At 73.9% G+C, this 23,630-nt stretch carries 21 protein-coding genes; 19 read left to right on the top strand and 2 right to left on the bottom strand.

All coding sequences use genetic code 11. The features are described from left to right. Positions 1-133 precede the first annotated feature (133 nt). From ACFYYW_RS13665 to ACFYYW_RS13590, 16 genes are all read left to right on the top strand, one after another. Entirely contained in the window at positions 134-1,786 is a 1,653-nt protein-coding gene (locus ACFYYW_RS13665) for an amino acid adenylation domain-containing protein (RefSeq protein ID WP_387648281.1), read from the top strand. A 14-nt stretch (positions 1,787-1,800) separates the two neighbouring features. After that, complete coding sequence (locus ACFYYW_RS13660) at positions 1,801-2,019, top strand: phosphopantetheine-binding protein (RefSeq protein ID WP_352324385.1); 219 nt, start codon at positions 1,801-1,803, stop codon at positions 2,017-2,019. After that, entirely contained in the window at positions 2,016-3,344 is a 1,329-nt protein-coding gene (locus tag ACFYYW_RS13655) for a flavin monoamine oxidase family protein (RefSeq protein ID WP_387648279.1), read from the top strand. Before ACFYYW_RS13660 ends, ACFYYW_RS13655 begins: the two co-directional genes overlap by 4 nt. After that, positions 3,337-5,034 (top strand): class I adenylate-forming enzyme family protein, encoded by a 1,698-nt coding sequence (locus ACFYYW_RS13650; RefSeq protein ID WP_387648276.1) that lies wholly within the window; start codon positions 3,337-3,339, stop codon positions 5,032-5,034. The genes ACFYYW_RS13655 and ACFYYW_RS13650 overlap by 8 nt, the downstream gene beginning before the upstream one ends. Then, on the top strand, positions 5,031-6,503 hold the full coding sequence (locus ACFYYW_RS13645) for a KamA family radical SAM protein (RefSeq protein ID WP_387648273.1): 1,473 nt from the start codon (positions 5,031-5,033) through the stop codon (positions 6,501-6,503). The genes ACFYYW_RS13650 and ACFYYW_RS13645 overlap by 4 nt, the downstream gene beginning before the upstream one ends. Continuing rightward, positions 6,500-7,498, top strand: a complete 999-nt coding sequence (locus ACFYYW_RS13640) for a RimK family alpha-L-glutamate ligase (protein ID WP_387648270.1) — start codon at positions 6,500-6,502, stop codon at positions 7,496-7,498. The genes ACFYYW_RS13645 and ACFYYW_RS13640 overlap by 4 nt, the downstream gene beginning before the upstream one ends. 5 nt (positions 7,499-7,503) lie before the next feature. Continuing rightward, positions 7,504-8,733 carry an AMP-binding protein gene (locus ACFYYW_RS13635; protein WP_352324378.1) on the top strand — a complete coding sequence of 410 codons (1,230 nt, stop codon included), beginning with the start codon at positions 7,504-7,506 and terminating at the stop codon, positions 8,731-8,733. 2 nt (positions 8,734-8,735) lie between these two features. Continuing rightward, positions 8,736-9,992: an MFS transporter gene (locus ACFYYW_RS13630; RefSeq protein WP_387648266.1), complete on the top strand. Its 1,257-nt coding sequence runs from the start codon at positions 8,736-8,738 to the stop codon at positions 9,990-9,992. Then, a complete protein-coding gene (locus tag ACFYYW_RS13625; protein ID WP_352324376.1) occupies positions 9,989-10,840 on the top strand; it encodes an SDR family NAD(P)-dependent oxidoreductase in 852 nt (283 codons plus the stop codon). The genes ACFYYW_RS13630 and ACFYYW_RS13625 overlap by 4 nt, the downstream gene beginning before the upstream one ends. Further along, positions 10,837-11,307: a hydroxyphenylacetyl-CoA thioesterase PaaI gene (paaI, locus tag ACFYYW_RS13620; protein ID WP_387648263.1), complete on the top strand. Its 471-nt coding sequence runs from the start codon at positions 10,837-10,839 to the stop codon at positions 11,305-11,307. Before ACFYYW_RS13625 ends, paaI begins: the two co-directional genes overlap by 4 nt. Further along, positions 11,304-12,617, top strand: coding sequence for an MFS transporter (locus ACFYYW_RS13615; protein WP_387648260.1), 1,314 nt, complete (start codon positions 11,304-11,306; stop codon positions 12,615-12,617). The genes paaI and ACFYYW_RS13615 overlap by 4 nt, the downstream gene beginning before the upstream one ends. A gap of 24 nt (positions 12,618-12,641) precedes the next feature. Next, positions 12,642-13,898 carry a phenylacetate--CoA ligase family protein gene (locus ACFYYW_RS13610; RefSeq protein WP_387648258.1) on the top strand — a complete coding sequence of 419 codons (1,257 nt, stop codon included), beginning with the start codon at positions 12,642-12,644 and terminating at the stop codon, positions 13,896-13,898. A gap of 214 nt (positions 13,899-14,112) precedes the next feature. Beyond that, a complete protein-coding gene (locus ACFYYW_RS13605) occupies positions 14,113-15,987 on the top strand; it encodes a hypothetical protein (protein ID WP_387648255.1) in 1,875 nt (624 codons plus the stop codon). Beyond that, positions 15,971-17,434: an ABC transporter substrate-binding protein gene (locus ACFYYW_RS13600; RefSeq protein WP_387648253.1), complete on the top strand. Its 1,464-nt coding sequence runs from the start codon at positions 15,971-15,973 to the stop codon at positions 17,432-17,434. Before ACFYYW_RS13605 ends, ACFYYW_RS13600 begins: the two co-directional genes overlap by 17 nt. Positions 17,435-17,443: 9 nt before the next feature. Beyond that, positions 17,444-17,566 carry a putative leader peptide gene (locus ACFYYW_RS13595; protein ID WP_352324370.1) on the top strand — a complete coding sequence of 41 codons (123 nt, stop codon included), beginning with the start codon at positions 17,444-17,446 and terminating at the stop codon, positions 17,564-17,566. Between the two features lie 80 nt (positions 17,567-17,646). Next, entirely contained in the window at positions 17,647-18,606 is a 960-nt protein-coding gene (locus ACFYYW_RS13590; protein WP_364417804.1) for a TauD/TfdA family dioxygenase, read from the top strand. Positions 18,607-18,695: 89 nt separating this feature from the next. Here ACFYYW_RS13590 and ACFYYW_RS13585 read toward each other — a convergent pair whose 3' ends face one another. Beyond that, positions 18,696-19,823, bottom strand: coding sequence for an acyltransferase family protein (locus tag ACFYYW_RS13585; protein WP_387648251.1), 1,128 nt, complete (start codon positions 19,821-19,823; stop codon positions 18,696-18,698). 98 nt (positions 19,824-19,921) lie between these two features. Continuing rightward, positions 19,922-20,122, bottom strand: a complete 201-nt coding sequence (locus ACFYYW_RS13580; protein WP_352329981.1) for a hypothetical protein — start codon at positions 20,120-20,122, stop codon at positions 19,922-19,924. A 203-nt stretch (positions 20,123-20,325) separates the two neighbouring features. Here ACFYYW_RS13580 and ACFYYW_RS13575 point away from each other — a divergent pair, with 203 nt between their 5' ends. The 3 genes from ACFYYW_RS13575 (at position 20,326) to ACFYYW_RS13565 (ending at position 23,611) form a co-directional block, all read left to right on the top strand. Further along, entirely contained in the window at positions 20,326-21,645 is a 1,320-nt protein-coding gene (locus ACFYYW_RS13575; RefSeq protein WP_387648249.1) for an aminopeptidase P family protein, read from the top strand. Positions 21,646-21,707: 62 nt separating this feature from the next. Beyond that, complete coding sequence (locus ACFYYW_RS13570; RefSeq protein ID WP_358292699.1) at positions 21,708-22,613, top strand: dihydrodipicolinate synthase family protein; 906 nt, start codon at positions 21,708-21,710, stop codon at positions 22,611-22,613. Next, complete coding sequence (locus tag ACFYYW_RS13565) at positions 22,610-23,611, top strand: proline racemase family protein (protein ID WP_352329986.1); 1,002 nt, start codon at positions 22,610-22,612, stop codon at positions 23,609-23,611. The genes ACFYYW_RS13570 and ACFYYW_RS13565 overlap by 4 nt, the downstream gene beginning before the upstream one ends. The last annotated feature ends 19 nt before the right edge of the window (positions 23,612-23,630 follow it).

Genomic DNA, 23,630 nt, shown 5'->3' with positions numbered 1-23,630 from the left:
AGCCCCCGTGCAGCGCCCTGCTGCACTCTGAACGCGATCTCGCTTGGGTTCGCTCCACATTCGCTTGACACGGGCTGACAGACGCGCCGACGCGCGGCCGGCCCCGTCGCGTCACCCCGGGGAAGAGGCAGCGTTGTCCGAACCGCACCACGACGTTCTCCAGGAGTTCGCCCGCACGGCCGGGCTCCATCCCGATCGTCCGGCCCTGGTCCACGACGGTCGCACCGTCACCTACGCCGAGCTGGCCGCCTGGGTCCGCGCGATCGCCCGGCGGCTCGGGCCCGATCCCGGGGCGGTGGGCGTGCCGGCGTCCCGCACGCCGGGGACCGTGGCCGCGCTGCTCGGCACGCTGGCGGCGGGCGGCGCGTACGTGCCCGTCGACCCGGCACACCCGCGGGCCCGCCGGCAGGCGATGCTGGCGGCGGCCGGCTGCCGCACGCTGCTCGCGTCCGGGCCGGACGCATGGGCCCCGGACGGCGTCCGGGTGATCGAGCCGCCCGATCACGGCGACCCCGGCGACGACCCGGCGGGCGAGCTGCCGGTCGTCGCGGGGGACGCGCCCGCGTACGTGCTGTTCACCTCCGGTTCGACCGGCGCGCCCAAGCCCGTGGTGACGCCCAGGCGGGCGATCTCCGTCGTGACCGGGGCGCTGCGCGAGCTGTTCGGCATCACCCCGGCCGACCGGGTGCTCCAGTTCGCCTCGCTGAACTGGGACACCTGCCTGGAGGAGATCCTGCCCGCCCTGACCGGCGGGGCGGCGCTGGTCTTCCACGACGGCGCGCACTCGGGCTCGTTCCGCCGGCTGTCGCGCGCGGTCGCCGAGGAGCGGATCAGCGTGCTGGACCTGCCCACGGCGTTCTGGCACGAGCTGGTACGGCACCTGGCCGACGAAGGGGCCGCGCTGCCTCCATGCGTCCGGCTGGTGATCATCGGCGGCGAGGCCGTCAGCCCGTCGCGCCTGGCGGACTGGCGAGCCCTGGACACCGGCGGCGTCCGCCTGCTCAACACCTACGGGTGCACGGAGACCACGCTCATCACGCACGCGATCGACCTGCACGGCCCGATGGCCGACGGGGTCGCGGAGGAGCGGTCGCCGGCGGACTCGTCCGGCTCGGCGGTGGGGGAGCGGGCGTCGGCGGACTCGTCCGGCTCGGCGGTGGGGGAGCGGGTGTCGGCGGCGGGGGAGCGGGTGCCGATCGGGTGGGCGCTCGCGCACGTCGAGCAGCGGGTGAGCGCGGAGGGCGAGTTGCTGGTCGGCGGGCCGGCCCTGGCACTGGGCTACCTGGGCCTGCCGGAGGCGACCGCCGCGCGCTTCGTCGTCCCGGAGGCGGGCGGCGGGCGGTTCTTCCGCACCGGGGACCGGGTCACCGTGACCGGCGGCGGGGCGCTCGTCCACGAGGGACGGCTCGACCACGAGCTCAAGATCCGGGGCATCCGGGTGGACCCGGCCGAGGTCGAGGCGCACATCGCCGGCCATCCGGGCGTGGGCGCGGTGGCGGTGGCGGGCGTCACGGTCGCCGACCACACCACGCTCGCCGCGTACGTCGTCCCCCGCCCGCCGACCGGCCGGGACGCCGAGGACCCGGAGTCCGGCCGGGGCGTCCAGGACCCGGAGTCCGGCCGGGGCGCCGAGAGCGGGCTGGCCGCCGAGGTGCGGGACTACCTGCGGGACCGGGTGCCGGGCCACCTGGTGCCCAGCCGGATCACCGTCGTGCCCGAACTGGCCTACACCACCAGCGGAAAGGTCGACCGCGCCGGTTCGCACCGGCGCTACACCACCAACTGAAGGAGATCATGCACGTGGACGTCACCGCCGTCTCTGACATCTTCCGGCGGGTACTGGAAAACCCCGAAATAACGGATGATTCCGACTTTTTCGTCTTGGGTGGGGATTCGCTGCTCGCCACCCGCGTCCTCAGCGCGATCGCCCGCGACTGCGGCGCCGAGCTGGACTTCGACGACTTCCTCGACGCGCCCACCCCCGCCGCGCTGGCCAAGAAGATCGCGAGCCTGGCATGAGGGTCGTCGTCGTGGGAGCGGGCCTCGCGGGGCTCACCGCCGCCGCCGACCTGGCCGCGTCCGGCGCGCAGGTCACCGTGATCGAGGCCAGGGACCGCGTCGGCGGGCGTACGCACGGCATCGAGGTCGCCCCCGGCGGCTGGGCCGACGCGGGCGCGGCGTACCTGGGGGAACGGCACACCGCGCTGACGGCCCTGCTGGCCGAGCTGGACCTGAAGACCACCCCGGCCACCGTGGACGGCGCGGCCAGGTTCGCGCTCGGCGGCGAGCCCGGGACCGGCCGATTCCCGCCCCTGTCGGCGGTCGCGCTGGGCGGCCTGTTCGACGCGCTGGAGGAGCTGGCCGCCGCCGTCCGCCCCGACGCCCCCTGGCTGACCCCGGACGCCGCCCGCCTGGACGCCACCACGGCGGCGGACTGGGCCGCCGAGCACCTGACGCATCCGGACGCGCGGCTGTTCTTCCCGCTGTTCGCCGGCGAGATGATGGCCGCCGACCCGGCGGACGTGTCCGTCCTGCACCTGGCCTTCTACCTGCGCTCGGGCGGCGGCCTGCGCTACCTGAACGCCTTCGCGGGCGGCGCGCAGGAGGACCGGATCGACGGCGGCGCCCACCAGGTGTGCCTGCGCCTGGCCGCCCGGCTCGGCGACCGGGTGCGCCTCGGCGAGCCGGTGCGCGCGGTCCACCAGGACGCGACCGGCGTGGACGTCGTCACCGCGACCGGCGCCACCAGGGCGGACGCGGTGGTGGTCGCCGTCCCGCCGACGCTGGCCGACGCCGTGGAGTTCCGTCCGGGCCTGCCCGCGCCGCGGTCGGGCCCCCGTACGGCGCCCGGCTGCGCGGTGAAGGTGCACCTGGTCTACCCCGCGCCGCTCTGGCGCGAGCAGGGCCTCTCGGGCTGGTCGGTCAGCGCGGACGGCCCCCTGCTGTCCACCGTGGACGACTCGCCCGCCAATGGCTCGGCGGGCGTGCTGACCGGGTTCGTGACCGGCGCGCAGGCCAAGGCGTTCGCCGCGCTGCCCCCGCGCGAGCAGGCCGAGCGGGCGCGGGCCCAGGTCGCGCGGCTGTTCCCCGGGCTGCCCGCCCCGGACGCCTGCCACGTGACCGACTGGCTGAGCGACGAGCACAGCCGGGGCTGCTACGCGGCGCTGTTCGGGCCGGGCGACTGGCCGCGGCTCGGCCCGCGGCTGACGACCCCCCACCAGCGGGTGCACTGGGCCGGCACCGAGACGAGCACCGAGTTCTTCGGCCTGATGGAAGGCGCCATCCGCTCAGGACACCGGGTGGCCGCGGAGATCGACGCGACGTGGAGGCACATCCATGACTGACCAGACCCCCATCGCCCCCCTGGCCGTACGGCAGGGCTTCATGACCGAGCCCGGCCTCGGCGCGGGCAACTTCCTCGACCACGCGCTCGCGGCCAACCCCAACCGGTCGGTGCCGTTCGTTTGCAGCCACCACACCGACCACCGCGGCCAGGTCGTGTTACGCGGCCACAGCCTGACCGACCTCGCGGCCCTGCGCGACCGCTACGCCACCTGGTACCACGCCAACGGCGTGCGGCCCGGCGAGCCCGTGGGCGTCGTGGTCGCCGAGGGCCTGGAGCCGCTGCTGCACTTCCTGGCGCTCACCGCGCTCGGCGCGATCCCGGCGATGGTCAACGACGCCATGCGGGCCGACGTCATGGCCGGCTACCTGGAGCACGTCGGCGTGGTGGGCGTGGTCGCCGACGACACGACCCGGCTGCAGCTCGCCTACCGCAACACGCCGCGCGCCCGGCCCCGGTTCGTCGCCCTGGCGGCCGAGGTGCGGGCCCACGACGCGGCGTCGGGCGGGCTGCCGGAGCAGTACCCGTACCGGCACGAGCCGGACGACGTGGTGGCGCTCATCCACTCCTCCGGCACCACCGGTACCCCCAAGTCCACCATCCTCGGACATCGCAGCTTCTGGGACGGCAAACAGCAGCGGATGGTGCGTTTCCCGGCGGAGCCGTACGACCGGTTGATGTCGCTCATGCCGCACACGCACGCGGGCGGGCTCAGCTACTTCCTCACCGCGGTGCTGCTCGGGCTGCCGACCGTGATCATGTCGGACTGGCGGCGGGCCGGGGTGGAGCCGGTCATGGAGGCGTTCCAGCCGACCATGGTGGCGTCGTTCCCGCGCACGTTCGTCGAGCTGGCCACCGGCGAGCTGCCGGTTCGCGGTGCGGCCAGGGTGCACTCCTGGTTCAACACCGGGGACAGCGCCCACTACGGCCACATCCGGCGGCTCGTCCAGCTCGGCGAGCGGCCCGCGGGGCTGATCAGGTCGTGGCTGCTGCCGCGCGGCGAGGCCGCCGGCGAGCCGCTGCCCGGCTCCCAGTTCGTGGACGGGCTCGGCTCCTCGGAGATGGGCATGGCGCTGTTCGGCCAGGTCACCTCCCCCGAGACGCCGCGCGCCGACCGCTGCGTGGGCAAGCCCCAGGACGCCGTGATCAAGGCCGCCGTGCTGGACGAGAACGGCCGGGAGCTGCCCGACGGCGAGGTCGGCCTGCTGGGCGTGATCACCCCGTCGCGCACCCCCGGCTACTGGCACGACCCCAGGCTGACCGGCAGCTTCGAGCTCAACGGCTACTGGCTCACCGGCGACGTCGCCCGCCGGGACGCCGAGGGCAACTTCTACCACCTCGACCGCACCGTGGACGTGATCGACACCGCGGCCGGGCCGGTCTACAGCCTGCCCGTCGAGGAGGTCCTCATCGCCGACTGCGCGGACCTCGTCCAGGACTGCTCGGTCGTCGGCGTGCCGGGGCCCGAGGGGCAGGTGCCGATCGCCGTCGTACGGGCGCAGGCCGAGGCCGCCGCGGTCACCGCCGAGGAGATCAGGGAGAAGGCCAACAAGGCCCTGGCCGACGCGGGCCTGGCCACGCTGGCCGCGGTGATCCTGGCGCGTACCGAGCAGGACTACCCGCTCGGCCCCACAGGCAAGGTGCTCAAGCGCGAGCTCCGCACCCGGCACGCGGCGCTGTTCGCCGGATGAGCCCGAACGACGACAAGCCCCGCCGCCCCGCCGCCGACGTCGAGACCGCCCGGTCCGGGGCCGCGGGGCCCGGGGCCGCGGGGTCCGGGGCCGCCCGGTCCGGGGGTGCGGGGTCCGGGGCCGCCGACCGCCCCTACGTGTACGCGCGGCGGGCGCTCGCCGAGCCCGACTGGCGGCGGCTGCCGGGGTGGCGCGGGGTCACCGAGGCGCAGTGGCGCGACGCCCAGTGGCAGCGCGCCCACTGCGTGCGCAACGCGGCGCAGCTGCGCGCCGTGACCGGCGACCTGCTCCAGGACGCCTTCCTCGCCGACCTGGCCGCCGACGCGGCCCGGTACGCCACCATGTCCATCCTGGTCACGCCCCAGCTCCTCAACGTCATGGCGCCGGACGAACCGGGCGATCCGGCCGCGTTCACGGCGGCGTTCCTGGCCAACCCGGTCCGCCGCTACCTCCTGCCGGTCGCCTCCGACCGGCACCCGGTCTGGCCGAGCCATCCGCGGGCCCAGCGGGACTCGCTGCACGAGGCCGAGATGTGGGCGGTGGAGGGCCTGACCCACCGCTACCCGACGAAGGTGCTGGCCGAGCTGCTGGCCACGTGCCCGCAGTACTGCGGCCACTGCACCCGGATGGACCTGGTCGGCACCTCCACCCCGCAGGTCGTCAAGGCCAGGCTCACGCTCCGGCCGGTGGACCGGCAGGAGCTGATGCTGGACTACCTCAAGCGCACGCCCGCCGTCCGCGACGTGGTGGTCTCCGGCGGCGACCTGGCGAACATGCCGTGGCCGCGGCTGGAGGCGTTCCTGCTGCGGCTGCTGGAGCTGGAGTCCGTACGCGACATCCGGCTGGCCACCAAGGCGCTGGTCGGGCTGCCGCAGCACTGGCTCCAGCCGGCCGTGGTCGAGGGCGTGGGCCGGGTGGCCGCCGTCGCGCGGGCCCGCGGGGTGAACCTGGCCGTGCACACCCACGCCAATCACGCCCGCTCGGTGACGCCGCTGGTCGCCGAGGCGGCCGCGGCCCTGCTCGCGGCCGGCGTGCGGGACGTGCGCAACCAGGGCGTGCTCATGCGCGGCGTGAACGCCACCCCGCACGACCTGCTCGACCTGTGCTTCGCCCTGCACGGCGAGGCCGGGATCCTGCCCTACTACTTCTACGTCTGCGACCTGATCCCCAACGCCGAGCACTGGCGCACCCCGCTGCACCAGGCCCGGCGCCTCCAGGAGGCCATCATGGGCCACCTGCCCGGCTACGCCACGCCCCGGATCGTCTGCGACGTGCCCTACGTCGGCAAGCGCTGGGTGCACCAGGCCGCCGCCTACGACCTCGAACGCGGCGTCTCGTACTGGACCAGGAGCCACGGGATCGGGCTGGAGCCGCCCGGCCCGGAGCGCCGCTTCCCCTTCTACGACCCGATCGACACCCTGCCCGAGCCCGGCCGCCGCTGGTGGGCGAGCCAGAAGGGAGAGTCATGAGCCCGTTGCGCCGTTTGTGCTGGATCTTCCCCGACCGGGAGTCCACCCGGGCCACCGCGATGTGGCACCCGTTCTTCTGGGACCTGTACGAGGAGGTCGCCGGCGAGCTCGGCCTGCGCTGGACCAGGAACTCCCCGGACTCGGTCACTGTGGACGCGCTGGAGCCCGGCCGGCCCCGCGTCTTCGTGGACGACGAGCCCGTCACCCCCGAGGACACGCTCTTCATCACCGCCCTGTACTCCCTGCCCTACCAGTCGATGGACGTCTTCAACCAGTACGCCCTCTACGCCGTGCTGGAGGAGGCCGGCTTCTACCTGCCGTTCCCGCCGTCCCTGTCGCCGGTGGCCAACGACAAGCTCGCCACCGTCCTGCGGCTGCGCGACTCGCCCGTGCCGCCGATCCCGACCCTGCGCATCGGCACCGGCCGGGACACCAGCAAGCACCTGTACGAGGCCGCCATCGACGGTCTCACCTACCCGGCCCTGGTCAAGCCGGCCGGCTGGTGCGGCGGCGGCGGGGTGAACCTGGCCCGCGACTCCGAGGAGCTGCGCGGCCTGGCCAGCCTCGCCCAGGGCGGCGACACCACGCTCGTCGTCCAGCCCTACCTGGGCGACGGCACCGTGGACTACCGCGTCTACGTCGTGGACGGTGAGCCGTACGCGGTCATGAAGCGCATCCCGGAGCCGGGCTCGCCGGTCGCCAACGCCAGCAGGGGCGGCACGATGGAGTTCCCGCCCGTGCCGCCCGAGCTGGCGGCGGCCACGGCGTACTTCTACGAGCGGCTGCCCATCCCGTTCTTCTGCGTCGACTTCCTGCACGACGGCGAGCGCTACTGGTTCTCCGAGCTGGAGCCCGACGGCGTGATCGCGCCCGACCTCGGCGACCCCGCCCGCACCCTCCAGCGCGACGTCACCCGCGCCCGCTGGACGGCCTACCGCGACGGCCACGCCCGCTTCCTCAAAGACCGCCTTTCGCACGAACCCGAGAGCTGGTGACCCTCATGACCGAATCGTTCTCGCTGACGTCCGCGGCGGCCGAGCCGCTGCTGCGCGTCCCGAGGCGCTCGCTGGAGCGGCTGAGGAGCGTGCCCGCGCTCGCGCCGCGCTACGAGGGCCACGAGAAGGTGCTCACGCTGGAGGACCTGGCCGCCCTGCCGCCGCTGGTCAAGGACGACCTCAACGTCGCGCTCGCGCACCTGGAGCCCAAGGCAGGACAGGGCGCTACCTGGCTCTTCCAGAGCGGCGGCAGCACCGGCGCGCCCAAGGTCGGCTACGCCCCCACCGGCTTCTACATGGACGGCGTGCACCGCCACTGGCAGCCGCTCGAACCGGACGACGTCTTCGTCAACGCCTGGGGCGCCGGCCGCATGTGGGGCGCCCACTTCCTGGCCGCGGCCCTCGCCGACCTGTCCGGCTGCCGGGTCATCGCCCTGGGCTCGGTCGGCAAGGAGGAGTACGGCGACTGGCTCGGCTTCTTCGCCGACCGCGGGGTGACCGCGTTCGGCGGCACGCCCAGCGTGCTGCGGCTGTGGTTCGCCCACGCGCGGGCGGCCGGCCTGCGCCTGCCCGCGCTGCGCAAGGTGCTCTGGCTGGGCGAGGCCTGGCATCCCCAGCTCGACGAGGACCTGGCCGAGGTCGCCCCGGACGCCCGCCGCTGGGGCATGTTCGGCAGCACCGAGACGTGGGTCGCCGCCACCAACACCCCGGACTGCCCGGCCGACGTCTTCCACCCGCTGCCCGACCAGCTCGTGCACACCGACGCCGACGAGCTGCTGGACTTCACCACGCTCAACCCCGACATGCTCAACCCGGTGCTGCGCTACCGCACCGGCGACGCCGGCCGCCTCGTCTCCTGCCCGTGCGGCCGGGACGGCAGGGCGCTGCGCATCCTCGGCCGCCGCGACTCGGTCGTCCAGGTGCGCGGCCTCGGCCTGCACGTGGACGACGTCGTCGCCCAGGCCGAGCGCGAGCCCGGCGTGCTGCGCGCCCAGGTCCTGGTCACCGAGCGGCAGGGCCGGGTCTCCGGCGTGGACGTGCTGCTGCTGACCGGCCCCGACACCCCGCCCGACCTGCCCGGACGGCTGCGCCGCGACCTCCTGGCCGCCACCTTCACCCTCAGCACGGCCTTCCAGCACGACCCCGGCTCCTTCCGGGTGCGGACGGTGGACGCGCTGATCGGCAACGACCGCACCGGCAAGACGTCCTCCTTCGTCGTGCGGGAGGAGCAGTGAGGATGCCGGGGTCGCTCGGCAGGGAGTTCGGCCTCTACTGGAGCGGCCAGACGGTGAGCCTGCTCGGCGACCGGATCACCGTGTTCGTCGTGCCGACGCTGATGATCTTCGTGTTGCACGCCTCCGCGCTGGAGGTCGGCATCGTGGCCATGGCCCAGTACCTCGGCATCCCGCTGCTCGGGCCGATCGCCGGGGTGCTCGTGGACCGGTGGGACAAGCGGCTGACCATGGTCGTGTGCGACCTCGTCCGGCTGGTGGCGGTGGGGGTCATCCCGGTCGCGTACTGGTGCGGGGTGCTCTCGACGCCGGTGTTGTTCGTGTGCGTGGCGCTGATCAGCGGCGCGACCATCTTCTTCAACATCGGCTACCTCGTCGCCGTGCCCACGACCGTGCCGCAGGACCGGCTGGTGCGGGCGTACTCGCGGCTGGAGGGCAGCAGCACGGTGTCGGAGGTGGCCGGGCCGTCGATCGCGGCCGGCCTGTACCACCTGCTCGGCGTCGCCTCGCTGCTCGTGGACGCGGCCAGCTACCTGGTCTCGGCGGCGTGCCTGCGGGCCATGAAGCCGTGGGGCGTCACGACCGGGGAGCGGGTGCCGGTGCGCTCGCGGCTGATGCTCGGCTTCCGGCTGAACTGGGCCGACCCGGTGCTGCGCCGGGTGGTGCTGGCCGCGGTGGTGCTCAACTCGGGCGGGCCCGTCTTCGTCACGGTCCTGCCGGTGCTGGCCTACCAGGGGCTCGGCGTCTCGGTGGGCGTGTTCGGCGCGGCGATGTCGGCGGCGGCCGTCGGCGCGGTGCTCGGCGCGCTGGCCGCCCCGAGGATCAGCGACCGGCTCGGGCTCGGCCGGACCATGGCCTGGGCGCTGCTGCTGCACTGCCTGGTCGGTCTCGGCGTGCTGGCCGCGCCCGCGCTGCCCGCCGCGCCGGTGATCGGCGTGACGTTCGGCTGCTACGGCTTCTTCATGTCGTGCATCAACGTGTGCAGCGCGCCGATCCGGCAGTCGCGGATGGCCGCCGAGAACCAGGGCGTCATGCACGCCGCGTTCCGCACGGCGACCTGGGGGGTGATCCCGCTGGCCGCGCTCGCGGGCGGGTCGGCGGTCACGCTGCTGACGCCCGCGCTGGGCGTGCTCGGCGCGGCGCAGGCCGTCATGGCCGGCGGCACGCTGCTGGCCGCGTTCTCGTTCCTGCCCGCCTCGGGCATCCAGGCCCGCATGGACCGGGCCGAGCCGCGGGCGCACCTGGCGGGGAGCGCGTCATGACGACCGTGCTGATCACCGGGACCTCGTCGGGCATCGGGCTGGCCACCGCGGTGACCGCCGCGCGGGCCGGGCTGACGGTGGTGGCCACCATGCGCGACCCCGGCCGCGACGGCGACCTGCGCGCGGCGGCCGACCGGGCCGGCGTCGCCCTGGACGTCCGCCGGCTCGACGTCACCGACCCCGCCTCGGCGCGGGCCTGCGTGGAGGGCGTGCGCGAGACGTACGGAGGGCTGGACGCGCTGGTCAACAACGCGGGCGTGTCGAACTTCGACCCCACGATGGAGATGTCCACGCCGGAGGCGCTGCGCGCCAACTTCGAGGTCAACTTCTTCGGGGTGATCGAGGTGAGCCGGGTGGCGATGCCGCTGCTGCGGGCCGCCGGCGGGCGTCTGGTGACGGTCGGCAGCGTGCACGGCGTCGTGGGCCAGCCGTTCAACGAGGCGTACGCGGCGGCCAAGGCGGCGGTCGAGGGGTTCATGGAGAGCCTGGCGCCGGTCGCGGCCGCGCACGGCGTACGGGTGAGCGTGGTGGTGCCCGGCTTCGTCTCCGACACCCGGTTCGGGATTTTTCCGGACATCAACCGGAAGACCATCCGGGCCGCCTCCGGCCCGTACGCCCCCGCCTTCGACGCCTACCTCGACTGGGTGTGCGGCCCCGGCTGGGAGGGCGCCGGCCAGACCTCCTGGCAGGTGGCCGACGTGATCGTGGACGCGCTGACCGCCCCCGACCCGCCCTTCCGCATCCCGACCGGGCCCTGGGCCTCCCGCTACGTGGCCGGCAAGCTCGCCGACCCCGACGGCTCGGCGGTCCAGGCCATGGCCAGGACCTGGCTCGGAGCCACCCCATGACCGGCCCCGCGACCGGCCCCGCGACCGGCCCCGCGACCGGCCCCATGACCGGCCCCGCGATCGAGCCTGCGACCGGCCCCGACCCGGCCTGCCGGGCGCTCGGGATCGCGCTGGAGGAGGCCGCCGGCGGCCGGGCCCGGCTGCGCATGCGCGTCACCGAGGACATGGTGAACGGGCACGGCGTCGCCCACGGCGGCTACCTGTTCCTGCTCGCCGACGCCGCCTTCGACCACGCCTGCAACAGCCGCGGCCCGGTCATGCTGGCCCACAGCGCCCAGGTGACGTTCCTGCGCCCCGCCGCGGCGGGCGACGTGCTGGTGGCCGAGGCCACGGAACGGGCAAGACACGGTCGGCACGGCGTCTACGACGTCACCGTACGCCGCCCGGCCGGGGAGATCGTCGCAGAGTTCCGCGGCCACGGCGTCGTGGTCGCCGGCCGTCCCACCAACGAGGGGAGAACCGAATGAACCGGCGGACCGGACGCTGGATCGAGCACTGGGAACCCGAGGACCCGGGGTTCTGGGCGGCCGTCGGACGCCGCGTCGCCACCAGGAACCTGATCTTCTCCATCTTCGTCGAGCATCTCGGCTTCGCGGTGTGGCTGCTGTGGAGCGCCGTCGTCGTCCTGCTGCCGAAGGCGGGCTTCCCGTTCACCGTCGACCAGCTGTTCTGGCTGGTCGCGGTGCCGAACCTGGTCGGCAGCACGCTGCGGCTGCCCTACACCTTCGCCGTCTCGGCCTTCGGCGGGCGGAACTGGAACGTGGCCAGCGCCCTGCTGCTCCTGGCGCCGACCGGGCTGCTGGCCTGGCTGGTCACCGATCCGGCCAGGCCCTACTGGATGTTCCTGGCCGCCGCGGCCACGGCCGGGCTCGGCGGCGGCAACTTCGCCTCCTCCATGGCCAACGTCTCCTACTTCTACCCCGAGCGGCGCAAGGGGTTCGCGCTGGGCGTGAACGCGGCCGGCGGGAACCTGGGCGTGGCGGTCGTGCAACTGCTGATCCCGCTGGTGGCGGCGGGCGGCCTGGCGTACGCCGGGCTGGTGTGGATGCCGCTCGTCGTGGCCGCCGCGCTGTGCGCGTACCTGTTCATGGACAACCTGGCCGTCGCCAGCACCGACTTCGGCACCCAGGGCAGAGCGTTCCTGCGTCCGCACACCTGGGTCATGTCCTTCCTGTACATCGGCACCTTCGGCTCGTTCATCGGCTACTCGGCGGCGTTCCCGCTGGTCGCCAAGTCGGCGTTCGCCGAGTCCGCCTCGCCGTACCTGGCCTTCCTCGGGCCGCTGGCCGGGTCGCTGGCGCGGCCGGTCGGCGGCTGGCTGGCCGACCGGTACGGCGGCGCCAGGGTCACCTCGTGGTCGTTCGTCGCCATGGCCGCCGGGGCCGTGGCCGCGCTGGCCGCGCTCGGACGGCACAGCTTCCTGCTCTTCCTGGGCGCGTTCCTGCTGCTGTTCGTCGCCTCGGGGGCGGGGAACGGGTCCACGTACCGGATGATCCCGGCCATCTTCACCGCGCAGGCCAGGCACGGGTCGCCGGACGCGCGGCTGCGGGCCAGGCGCGAGGCCGCGGCGGCCATCGGCATCGCCTCCGCGGTCGGCGCGTTCGGCGGGTTCCTCATCCCCCGCGGCTTCGCCGTCTCGCTGGCCGGGACGGGCTCCGTCGCGCCCGCCCTCCAGGTGTTCATCGGCGCCTACGCCGTCTTCCTGGCCACCAACTGGTGGTTCTACCGCCGCCGGGTGCTGGCGCGGGTCCCGAGCCTCGCCCACAGCCGGATCTGAGCATCGACGACCGAGGAGTGACACATGCCCGCCAAGTCCCTGCGTGACCTGATCGGCTTCGCCCGGCGGCACTCGCCGTTCTACGCCGACCTCTACCGCGACCTGCCCGACGGCGTGGACAACCTCACCGCGCTGCCGATCATCGACCAGAACGCCTTCTGGGCCGCCAACACCTACCCCGGCAACAGGCTGCTGACCGGCCCCCTGACCGACGCCGGCGTCTACGCCTCCGGCGGCACCACCGGAGCGCCCAAGTTCTCCCCCTGGACGCGCTCCGAGCACGCCGACTCGGTCACCGCGTTCGGTGCCGGCATGGTGAGAGCGGGCCTGCGTCCCGGCCACCGGGTGGCGAACCTGTTCTCCGCCGGCGAGATGTACGGCGGTTTCCTCTACATCGAGCACGCCCTGCACAACGCCCCCGTCGACAACGTGCGCCTGCCCATCGCCTGCCACGCCGAGGACGGCTACATCGCCGACCTGATCGAGCTGTTCGGCGTGCACGTGCTGGCGGGGCCGCCGATGAAGCTCGGCAAGGTGGCCGAGGCGGTGATCGCGCGCGGGCGCGGCGCGGACACCGTGGAGCTGCTGCTGTTCGCCGGCGACCTGCTCTTCGACGACCTGCGTCCGCAGCTGGCCAAGGCCTTCCCCGGCGCGGCGATCGCCTCGCTCGGCTACGCCTCCGTGGACGCCGGGCTGATCGGCGGCCCGGTGCCCGGCGCGGACGTGCGGGTGCACGAGGCGTTCCCCGAGCGCACCCTGGTGGAGCTGCTCGACGAGGTGACCGGCGACCCGGTCACCACGCCCGGCGTGCGCGGGCGGGTGGTCGTCACCAACCTGTTCAGGACGCTGATGCCGGTCATCCGCTACCCGGTCGGCGACCTGGGGGAGTGGACCGACGCGGACTGCCGGGCCTTCCGGCTGGTCGGCAGGACGTCGGAGGGGGCCAGGGTGGAGACGGTGGCGATGTCCAGCGAGGCCGTCCGGGCCGTGCTGGTCGCCGCCGACCCGGACCGGGCGATGTCGGCGATGCAGATGGTCCAGCGCCGCTGGGACGGCAAGGACGGCCTGCTGCTCCGGCTGGCCTGCACGCAGGAGCCGCCGCCCGGCCTGACCCAGCGGCTCGTGGACGCCGTGTACGCGGCCAAGCCGCTCTACCCGAAGTCCGTGGCCGAGGGGCTGGTGCACCCGCTGACCGTCGAATGGGTGCGGCCGTCGGAGCTGGTGACGCACCCGCGTACCGGGAAGGTGCTGCAGGTCGTGGACGAGCGCCCGCACCCCTGACCCGGGCCGGAGCCTCCGGCCCTGGCCGGAGGCTCCGCATTCATCCGGATTCTTCCGTCGTCGCCCGGTACTTCGTTTCTATGATGGAAACGAGCGTCCGCGGGGCGATGCTCACCCGGGCTCACCCGTGCTCACCCTCGGGCTCACTCTCGGGCTCACCCTCGGGGCTCACTCGGGCACGCACCAGCTGACGACGACCCGGCAGGTTGCTGCGATGGCGGATTCGTTCAACGACGCTCACCTTCGCCTGGTGACGAAGGAGTGCCTCCCGCTCGGGAGCGGCGACCGGCTCCCGGTCATCGTGCTGCTCGGCCCCGACGGCACCGACCGCGAGGTGTGCCTCACCCGCGTCTGGCGGAGCGTCACCAGGCCCGACTCGCCGCGGGTGCGGGTGGACTTCCGGCTGCCGGGGCTGCGCGACGCGCCGGTGGTCAAGACGGTCGAGCGCATCGCCCACGACCTGATGGAGACCTCCAGCGTCCGGCTGCCCCGGGTGGTCTTCGCGCTGCACGTGCTGGCCCTGGACCCGCGGGACCGCTCCGACAACGAGCTGGCCGGCGAGCTGGACGACCTCGTGGACGGCGGCGACCCCGAGCGGCTGTCCGACGCCCTGTCCCTGCTGCGCGACCTGCTCGGCCGCATCCCGGGGGCCGAGCCGCTGGCCGCGCTCACCTCGGTGCTCCAGTACGCCGCCCGCGGCCAGCGCCGCCGCGTGGTCAGGCTGCTCAACGACAAGGGCCGGACGTGGCTGGCCGCCCAGATGGCCAACGGCAACGTGATCGACCTGGCCAGACGGCGGGACGGCCACGGCGGCGACCCGTCCGGGTCCGCCGGGGCGATCCTGTGCCGGGCCCTGGTCGCCGACCTCACCGACTCCTGGTCCAAGAGCCACCGCCACGCCCGCAGCTGCCTGCTGCTGCTGGAGGGGGCCGAGACCGCGGCGGGCCGCGCGCTGCTCAGGGCGCTCGGCCCGGCCAAGGGCGCCGACCCGCTGCTGGTGGTGGCGGAGTCGAAGGAGTGGCTGCCGATGGGCGGCTCGTGGGCGCGTCCCGGCACGGTGGTGCCCGGCGCGGCCCACCCGCCCACGCTGGCGGAGGCGAGCTACCGCGACTGGCGGGCCGGCTACGACGCCCGGGAGCAGCCGTGGTGGTACCCCGTGCTGATGCCGCCGCTGGAGGCCGACAGGTCGCGCGCCTACGCCTCGGCCGTCCGGGAGCTGACCGGCGGCCATCCGGCCGTGACCCGGCGCCTGGGCAGGCTCGCCGCCACGGCCCAGGACGACGACGGCTTCCGCGCCGTCGTGTGCCGCGAGGACCTGCTGCGCTGGCCCGACCGGCTGCACCTGGCCCACCTGGACGAGCTCACCGACTGGGCGGCGGCCAGGAACGTGGACGACGCCGAGAGCGCCCTGCTCAAACGGGCCGGCCGGACGCCCAACCTGCGCAACGAGCTGGCCGACCACCTCTGGCTCGACCGCCGTCCGGAGGAGCGGGACCCGCACGGCCGCTACGAGGGGGCGCGCGGCCCGCAGGTCACCGTGATCCATCCGTGGCTGCGGCGGCTGCTGCTGCACCGGCTCGCCGTCACCGGCCGCTGGGACGACGTGCACGGCGACCTGGAACGGTTCCACCTCGGCCCCGGCGGCGAGGAGAACCCGCGCAGCCTGCACCACCGCCTGGCCCGCGTCGGCCGGGGCGACCCCGAGGGCCATCTGACCCACGTCGCCGATCGCCTGCACCGGCTCTTCGACCGGCTCGACGTGCGCGAGGACGGCCGCAGCCGCCTGCCGGAATGGCTGGCCGGCTTCAACGAGGTGACCACCGCCCCCAACCGGCTGCCGCTGGTCACCCCCCTGGACGAGCTGTACGACTCCCTGGTGGCGACCGCCGCCCCGCACGAGCGCGGGGACTGGCTCGTCGTGGTCAGAGCCCTGGTCGTGGACCGCTGGTTCTGGCTCGACCCGCTGCTCGACCCGTCCGGGAGCCGGGCCGAGCAGGTCGCGCGCGGGCTGCGGGACCTGGCCAGGCGGTCGACCACCAGTCCGGCGATCTTGTTACGGGAGGCCGACAGGTATGAGCGACGACGGTGACCTCGGCACGGCCGGGGTGGGCGATCCGGCGCCGGCGGAGGTCGGTGCGAAGTGGGCGGCGGGCCGCCGCAACCGCGTCCTGCTGCGCAGGGCGCTGGCGGGGGTGCTCGTCGTGGCGGCCGTCGTCGTCCTCGGGCTGTACGTCAGGACGTCGCGGCTCACCGACGACAGCGACGCCTTCGGCCCCGACCTGGCCCCGGTCATGAGCCGCATCGCCGCCGAGAACGCCGCGGTGGAGAAGGAGCACCCGGACGACTACGTGACCGTCGTCGCGATGTTCCCGATGACCGGCTCGCTCACCGACATCGCCCTGAACCGGGAGAGCATCAGGCACGGCCTGGAGGGCATCCACCTGGCGCAGGTGTGGCGCAACCGGCAGCCGTCCTCGCCGCCGTACGTGCGGGTGCTGGTCGCCAGCGACGGGCCGCAGGACTGGGAGCCGACGGTCGAGGCCGTCCGGGACCGGACCGCGCAGGAGCACATCGTGGCGGTGACCGGGCTGGGCGCCAGCACCGGCGCGACCCGCAGGACGGTCGCCGCCCTGAGCGCGAGCCGGTACGCGATGGTCTCGGCGGTCATCACCTCCGACGAGCTCACCGGCTTCCCCGGGCTGGCCCGCGTCGCGGCGCTGAACAGCGAGCAGGCGCAGGCCGGGGTGGTGCACGCCAGGAAGGTCAACCCCCGGCTCAAGGCGGTCGTGATCAAGGATCTCAACCCGGCCGACAGCTACGTCAAGACCCTCGCCCGGTTCTACACCGGTTCGCTGGCCGGCCGGGAGAGCGTGATGGAGTTGTCCTTCGACTCCTCGACCAGGTTCTCCGGCACCGTGCTCGACGTCATCGCCGAGCGCGTCTGCAACTCCGGCGCGAACACCGTCCTGTACGCCGGGCGCAGCGAGCAGCTGCCCGCGCTGATGCAGGCGCTCAGCCAGCGCGAGCGGTGCGTGCGGCCCGGCGTCACCGTGGTCACCGGCGACGACGCCAGCGAGATGAACCGCAAGGTCGACCTCGGCATGTGGGGGGACACCCGGATCCGGCTCTTCTACACGGCCCTGGCCCACCCGGCGAGCCTCGCGCTGCCCGGCGGCGGGGTGCTCACGGCGATCCGGGCCAGGTTCGAGGGCGACGACGCCGACAGCTTCCGGCGCCTGTTCCCGCACGAGAGCCTGGACGACGGCATGGCCATCATGCACCACGACGCCATGTTCGTGGCCCTGGAGACGGCCAAGGCGTTCGCCCGCGAGCCGGACGTGCCCTCGCCGCAGGACATGGCGAACATGCTGACCAGCGGCACGGTGTCGGTCGAGGGCGCCAGCGGCCCGATCAGGATCGTCGAGGGCGGCGCCCGCCAGACCAAGGAGATCCCGATCCTCCAGCTCAACCCGGACGGCACGTCGGCGTACTCGGGCCGGGTCACGGTGACGGACGGCGGCCCCGGCACGAGCTGACCAGTTTTCATGTATTACCTATTGCTTTTGTGGGAAATTTCGCGCAGGATCAGAGGCGTGAAGAGCCTTCTGGTGGCCCGCCTCCACGTCGACCTCCGGCGGCAGGCGAGCGCGCTCTGTGCCGTGCGGTGACCTCCGGGTCCCCGCTCTCCTCGGACGCGCGAGCGTCCTTCCCCCAGACCTTCCCCGAAGCTCAGAGGAGTGGCCGAACCATGTCGACCCCCACCAGCGTGCTCACCGTCCGGCGCGTCGCCGGGCACATCGGCGCCGAGATCACCGGCGTCGATCTGGCCCACCCGCTCGATCCGTCCGTGGTCGAGGAGATCCGCCAGGCGCTGCTCGCGTACAAAGTCGTGTTCTTCCGCGGGCAGGAGCTCGACCACGCCGCGCAGATCGCCTTCGCCCGCCAGTTCGGCGAGCTGACCCACGCCCACCCGCACGAGGACGCGCCGCCGGAGGAGTTCCCGCAGATCCTGACCATCGACCCGCGCCGGTACGAGAAGCGTTACGGCGTCAACTATCGCGAGCTCTACCAGCGGAGGCGCTACTCCTACTTCTCCGGCTGGCACACCGACGTCACCGCCGCCGTCAACCCGCCCGCCGCCTCGATCCTGCGGGCCGAGACCGTGCCGGAGTTCGGCGGCGACACCCAGTGGACGAACCTGGTGGCCGCGTACGAGGGCCTGTCCGCGCCGCTGCGCGACCTGGTGGACGGCCTGCGCGCCGAGCACCGCTTCCTGGCCGGCTACCAGGCCGCCGACGAGGACGGCAAGCTGGTCAAGCGCATCAACGACAACCTGCTGATCTCCGTGCACCCGGTGGTGCGGGTGCATCCGGAGACCGGTGAGCGGGCGTTGTTCGTCAACCCCGGCTTCACCGACCACATCGTGGGCCTGTCGGCCGTGGAGAGCCGCCGCATCCTCGACCTGCTGTACGAGCAGCTCACCCGGCCCGAGTACACCGTGCGGTTCCGCTGGCAGCCCGGCAGCGTCGCCTTCTGGGACAACCGCGCCACCGCCCACCTCGCCCCGTCCGACCTCGACCACCTCGACGTGCCGCGCACGCTGCACCGGGTCACGCTGATCGGCGACCGTCCCGTCGGACCCGACGGGTTCGTCTCCGAGATCGTGGCCGGAAGGGAGTTCAGGGCGCAGTCACTCGTGGTCGCCTGACGACGGCGGCCACCTCCGCGAGCGAGACCCGCTCGCGGCACCTGACGCGCGGGCGGGGGCTGGGGGGTGCCCGCCCGCGGCGTCGGTCCCTACTTCTGGACGGGGGCGCGCGACCCGCTCAGCCGGCGCCCGAGCCGCTGGGCCGGGGCCTCGATCACGTGGTACGTCACCAGGCACAGCGGGATCAGGACCAGGTAGTACAGCACCAGGTTCGGCAGCAGGCGCAGCAGCAGGGGATGCAGCAGGTAGACGGAGAAGCTGATCACGCCGAGCCGGGTCAGCGCGCGCGGGAACGTCCTGTGGCGCAACGCCAGCCCCACCCCGAACACGGCGAACGCGAGCACGAGCGCGGGCGCCCATCCCGGGTCGTCCTTGGCGGGGACGCCGCAGGCCACCACCGCCAGGCAGGCGAGCCCGGCGGTCCGCCAGGAGATCGCGCCCTGCTCGGCGCGGTGCACCGCGGTCCCGGCGAACATGGCGGCCAGGATGATCACGCCCTGCCAGGTGCCGGCCCGGCTGCCCAGGACCACCAGCGCCAGGCCGAGCAGCCCGCCCGCCGCGGCGGCCGCCGTACGGGCCCGGCCGTCCCCGAGGGTGGTGACCGCGATCGCCGCCACGACCGCGAGGACCAGGAGCGCGGCGGTCAGGTCGGCCCCGCCGTTGATCGACGCGCCCGGCAGCAGCAGCCCCGCCGGCACGGCCAGCGCCGCCAGCGCGACGGCGATCCCCGCCGACCTGCGGGCCTGGCCGGTCGCGAACAGCGCCACGCTGATCAGGTAGAACGCCATCTCGTACGACAACGTCCAGGTGACGCCGATGACGGGCGGCAGGTTGAGCAGCTCCTGCAGCATCGTCAGGTTGCCGAGCGCGACCAGCGGCGCGGGACGTTCGCCGAGGCGCGGATCCAGCGGGAACAGGCCCGCGAGGGCGAGCAGGAACGCCAGGCCGAGGGCGGCCAGCAGCAGCGGCAGCAGGCGGAAGGCCCGCCCGGTCCAGAAGGCGCGCAGGTCGCCGCGCCGTTCCAGGGACGCCGGGATGATGTAGCCGCTGACCAGGAAGAACACGAAGACGCCCCACGTGCCGAGGTCGATCCTGCGGTCCACGACCGCCCACGCGGCCGGGGCGAAGGACCAGCCCGCGTGGTGCGCGGTGACGGCCAGCGCGGCGGGCCCCCGCAGGGCGTCCAGCCAGGCCAGCCGGGCGGAGGCGGGGGACATCTGTCGGATTCTAGGCCATTTGCGACAGAGCCCTCCCTGACCGGACGGCCGCCCGGATCGCGGCCGGCTTCACGCTTCCCCGGGCCGGATCGCCGCGTTCAGCGGGACGGCGAACGCCGCAGGCGCAGGCCGATCACCACGACGGCGACGCCCACCAGCAGGACCACCGGGCCGATGACCGCCCAGGCGGTGTCGCCGGTCATCACGCTGCCGCCCACCACGCCCAGTCCCTGGAGCGCCCAGAGCCCGCCGACCAGGGCCAGCAGCACGCCGACGACGATGAGGATCCAAGAGGTCATCGTTCTTCCCGTCTCTCGTCCCGCCGTGCTCGTCCGCTTGCGGGGTCTGGGTGTGCTCGTTGATCGCGTGGCTCCCGCAGCGTAACCGAGCCTTTGTCACGATATGCGGATTTTTCTGGTCACCTCTTGGCGGCGGCCTCCCGTCGTCTTAGGGTTCAGTGCAATGCCACACATTACTGAGCCCTATGGAAGGAGTGATCCCGGTGCGTGACGGCAGGCCCCCGAGGCTGTCCGAGATTCCCGCGTTCACCGCGTACATGAACACCGGCTGGGGCACCCCCGACCGCACGCCGCGCGTGGTGCCCGGCGCGGCCGAGGCCGCCGCCGCCCACCGGGCGCGGCTGGCCGAGGCGCTGCCCGGCCGGAAGGTCGTGCTGGCCGCGGGGCAGGCCCCGATCCGCAGCAACGACATGGCCTACGACTTCCGCGCCGGCAGCGACTTCGTCTGGCTGACCGGCTGCCAGATCGAGAACGCCGTCGTCGTGCTGGAGGGCGCCGAGGCCACGCTCTACGTGCCGCCGCCCGCCCGCCCCGGCGACCCGGCGTTCTTCACCGACTCCAGGTACGGCGAGCTGTGGGTGGGCGCCGCCCCCGGCCTGGACGACTGGGCCAAGGCGCTGGGCGTCCCGGTCAAGCCGCTGGCCGAGCTGACCATCGAGGTGACGGACGACCAGGAGGCCGCCCGGGTCCTCGCCGAGCTGCGCATGTTCAAGGACGACTGGGAGCTCGGCCAGCTGCGCGAGGCGGTGGATCGCACCGTCGAGGGCTTCGCCGAGGTCGTCCGCGAGATCCCCGTCGCCGTGGCCGGGCGCGGCGAGCGATGGCTCCAGGGCACCTTCGACCGGTACGCCCGCGCCTACGGCAACGGCCCCGGCTACCCCTCCATCGTCGGCGGCGGCCCGCACGCGCCCACCCTGCACTGGGTGCGCTGCGACGGCCCGGTGACCCCCGGCGAGCTGCTCCTGCTCGACCTCGGCGTCGAGGCGGAGAGCTGCTACACCGCCGACGTCACCCGCACCTTCCCCGTCTCCGGCCGCTTCACCCCGGCCCAGCGGCAGGTGCACGACCTGGTCGAACGGGCCCACCGGGCCGCGCTCGCCGCCGTCGCGCCCGGCCGCCGCTTCAGCGACTTCCACCACGCCGCCATGGAGGTCGTCGCGCACGGCCTGGCCGGCTGGGGCCTGCTGCCGGTCTCGGTGGACGAGGCGCTGTCCGACGCCGGCCAGCACCACCGCCGCCACCTGGTCTGCGGCGTCGGCCACCACCTCGGCCTGGACGTTCACGACTGCGGCCGGGCGAGCCAGGAGTCCTACCAGGACGCCGTCATGGCCCCCGGCATGGCGCTCACCGTGGAGCCCGGCCTGTACTTCCACCCGCACGACCTCACCGTCCCGCCGGAGCTGCGCGGGATCGGCGTCCGGATCGAGGACGACCTGGTGGTCACCGAGCAGGGCGCCGACGTGTTGTCGGCCGCGCTGCCCCTGGACGCCGACGGCCTGGAGAAGTGGATGGCCGCCGGGTAGGTAGTCGCTGTGACATTGCACCGCATAATCTCTCGAATATCCCCATGTGAGGAGACCTCAGCATGACCACCTCCGCCACGCCGTGGCGCGGCATCCACGTCGCGACGGCCCTGCCCTTCGCCGACGACCTCTCCGTGGACTACGACGGGTTCGCCGAGCACGTGCGCTTCCTGGCCGAAGGCGGCTGTGACGGTGTGACGCCCAACGGCTCGCTGGGCGAGTACCAGACGCTCACGCCGCAGGAGCGGGCCCGCGTCGTCGAGACGGCCGTCCAGGCCGCGCCGCCCGGGTTCGGCGTCATGCCGGGCGTGGCCGCGTACGGCTCCATGGAGGCCCGCCGGTGGGCCGAGCAGGCCGCCGAGGCGGGGGCCACGTCCGTGCTGCTGCTGCCGCCGAACGCCTACCGGGCCCCGCGCGAGGCCGTCGTCGCCCACTACCGGGAGGTCGCCAAGGCCGGGCTGCCGGTCGTGGCCTACAACAACCCGTTCGACACCAAGGTCGACCTGACCCCCGCGCTGCTGGCCGAGCTGTACCACGAGGGCCTGATCGTCGGCGTCAAGGAGTTCACCGGGGACGTGCGCCGCGCGTACGAGATCGCCGAGCTGGCGCCTGAGCTCGACCTGCTCATCGGGGCCGACGACGTGCTGCTGGAGCTGGGCCTGGCCGGGGCCGTCGGCTGGATCGCCGGGTACCCGAACATGATCCCGCAGTCCACGACCCGCCTGTACCGGCTGGCCACCTCGGGCGACCCCGCCGACCTGCCCGAGGCGCTGCGCGTCTACCGCGACCTGCACCCGCTGCTGCGCTGGGACTCCAAGCCCGAGTTCGTGCAGTCGATCAAGCTGTCCATGGACCTGGCCGGGCGCAGGGGCGGCGCCTGCCGTCCGCCGCGCCTGCCGCTGGCGCCCGAGCTGGTCGCCCGCATCACCGCCGACACCGAGGCCGTCCTGGAAAAGGGCTACAAGTGAGATCACGCCGCACCTTCCACGCCGTCGACTCCCACACCGAGGGCATGCCCACCCGCGTGATCGTCGGCGGCGTCGGCGCCATCCCGGGGGCGACCATGGCCGAGCGCCGGCTGTGGTTCATGGAGAACAGCGACGACGTGCGCACGCTGCTCATGTACGAGCCGCGCGGCCACGCCGCGATGAGCGGGGCGATCCTCCAGCCGCCCACCCGGCCCGACGCCGACTACGGCGTGCTGTTCATCGAGGTCTCCGGGCTGCTGCCGATGTGCGGCCACGGCACGATCGGCGTGGCGACCGTCCTGGTGGAGACCGGGATGGTGCCCGTGGTCGAGCCGGTCACCACGATCCGGCTGGACACGCCGGCCGGGCTCGTGGTGGCGTCCGTGGCGGTCGAGGACGGCGCGGCGACCTCGGTGACCATCCAGAACGTGCCCTCCTTCGCGTACGCGCTGGACCGCAAGGTCGAGGTGCCCGGCTTCGGGGAGATCGGCTACGACCTGGCCTTCGGCGGCAACTTCTACGCCTTCGTCGAGCTGGCCGAGCTGGGGCTGCCCTTCGACCGGGCCCGCGCCGGCGACCTGCTGTCGGCCGGGCTGGCGATCATGGACGCCGTCAACGAGCACGACCGCCCGGTCCACCCCGAGCGGCCCGACATCAACGGCTGCCACCACGTCTACCTGGCCGCCCCCGGCTCGACGGCGCAGCTGTCCAGGCACGCCATGGCCATCCACCCCGGCTGGTTCGACCGCTCGCCGTGCGGCACCGGCACCAGTGCCCGCATGGCCCAGTTCCACGCCCGCGGCGAGCTGGCGCTCGGCGACGACTTCGTCAACGAGTCGTTCATCGGCACCCGCTTCACCGGACGGCTGCTCGGCGAGACCACGGTCGGCCCGCTGCCCGCCGTGCTGCCCTCGATCACCGGCCGCGCCTGGGTCACCGGCACCTCGCAGTTCCACCTCGACCCGACCGACCCCTTCCCGGCGGGGTTCCTGCTGTGAGCCGCCGGGCGGGCGGCGC

It is taken from the genome of Nonomuraea sp. NPDC001831, from assembly GCF_042892035.1.
Classification (GTDB): domain Bacteria; phylum Actinomycetota; class Actinomycetes; order Streptosporangiales; family Streptosporangiaceae; genus Nonomuraea.
This window is presented reverse-complemented; position numbering and strand designations above follow the sequence as displayed.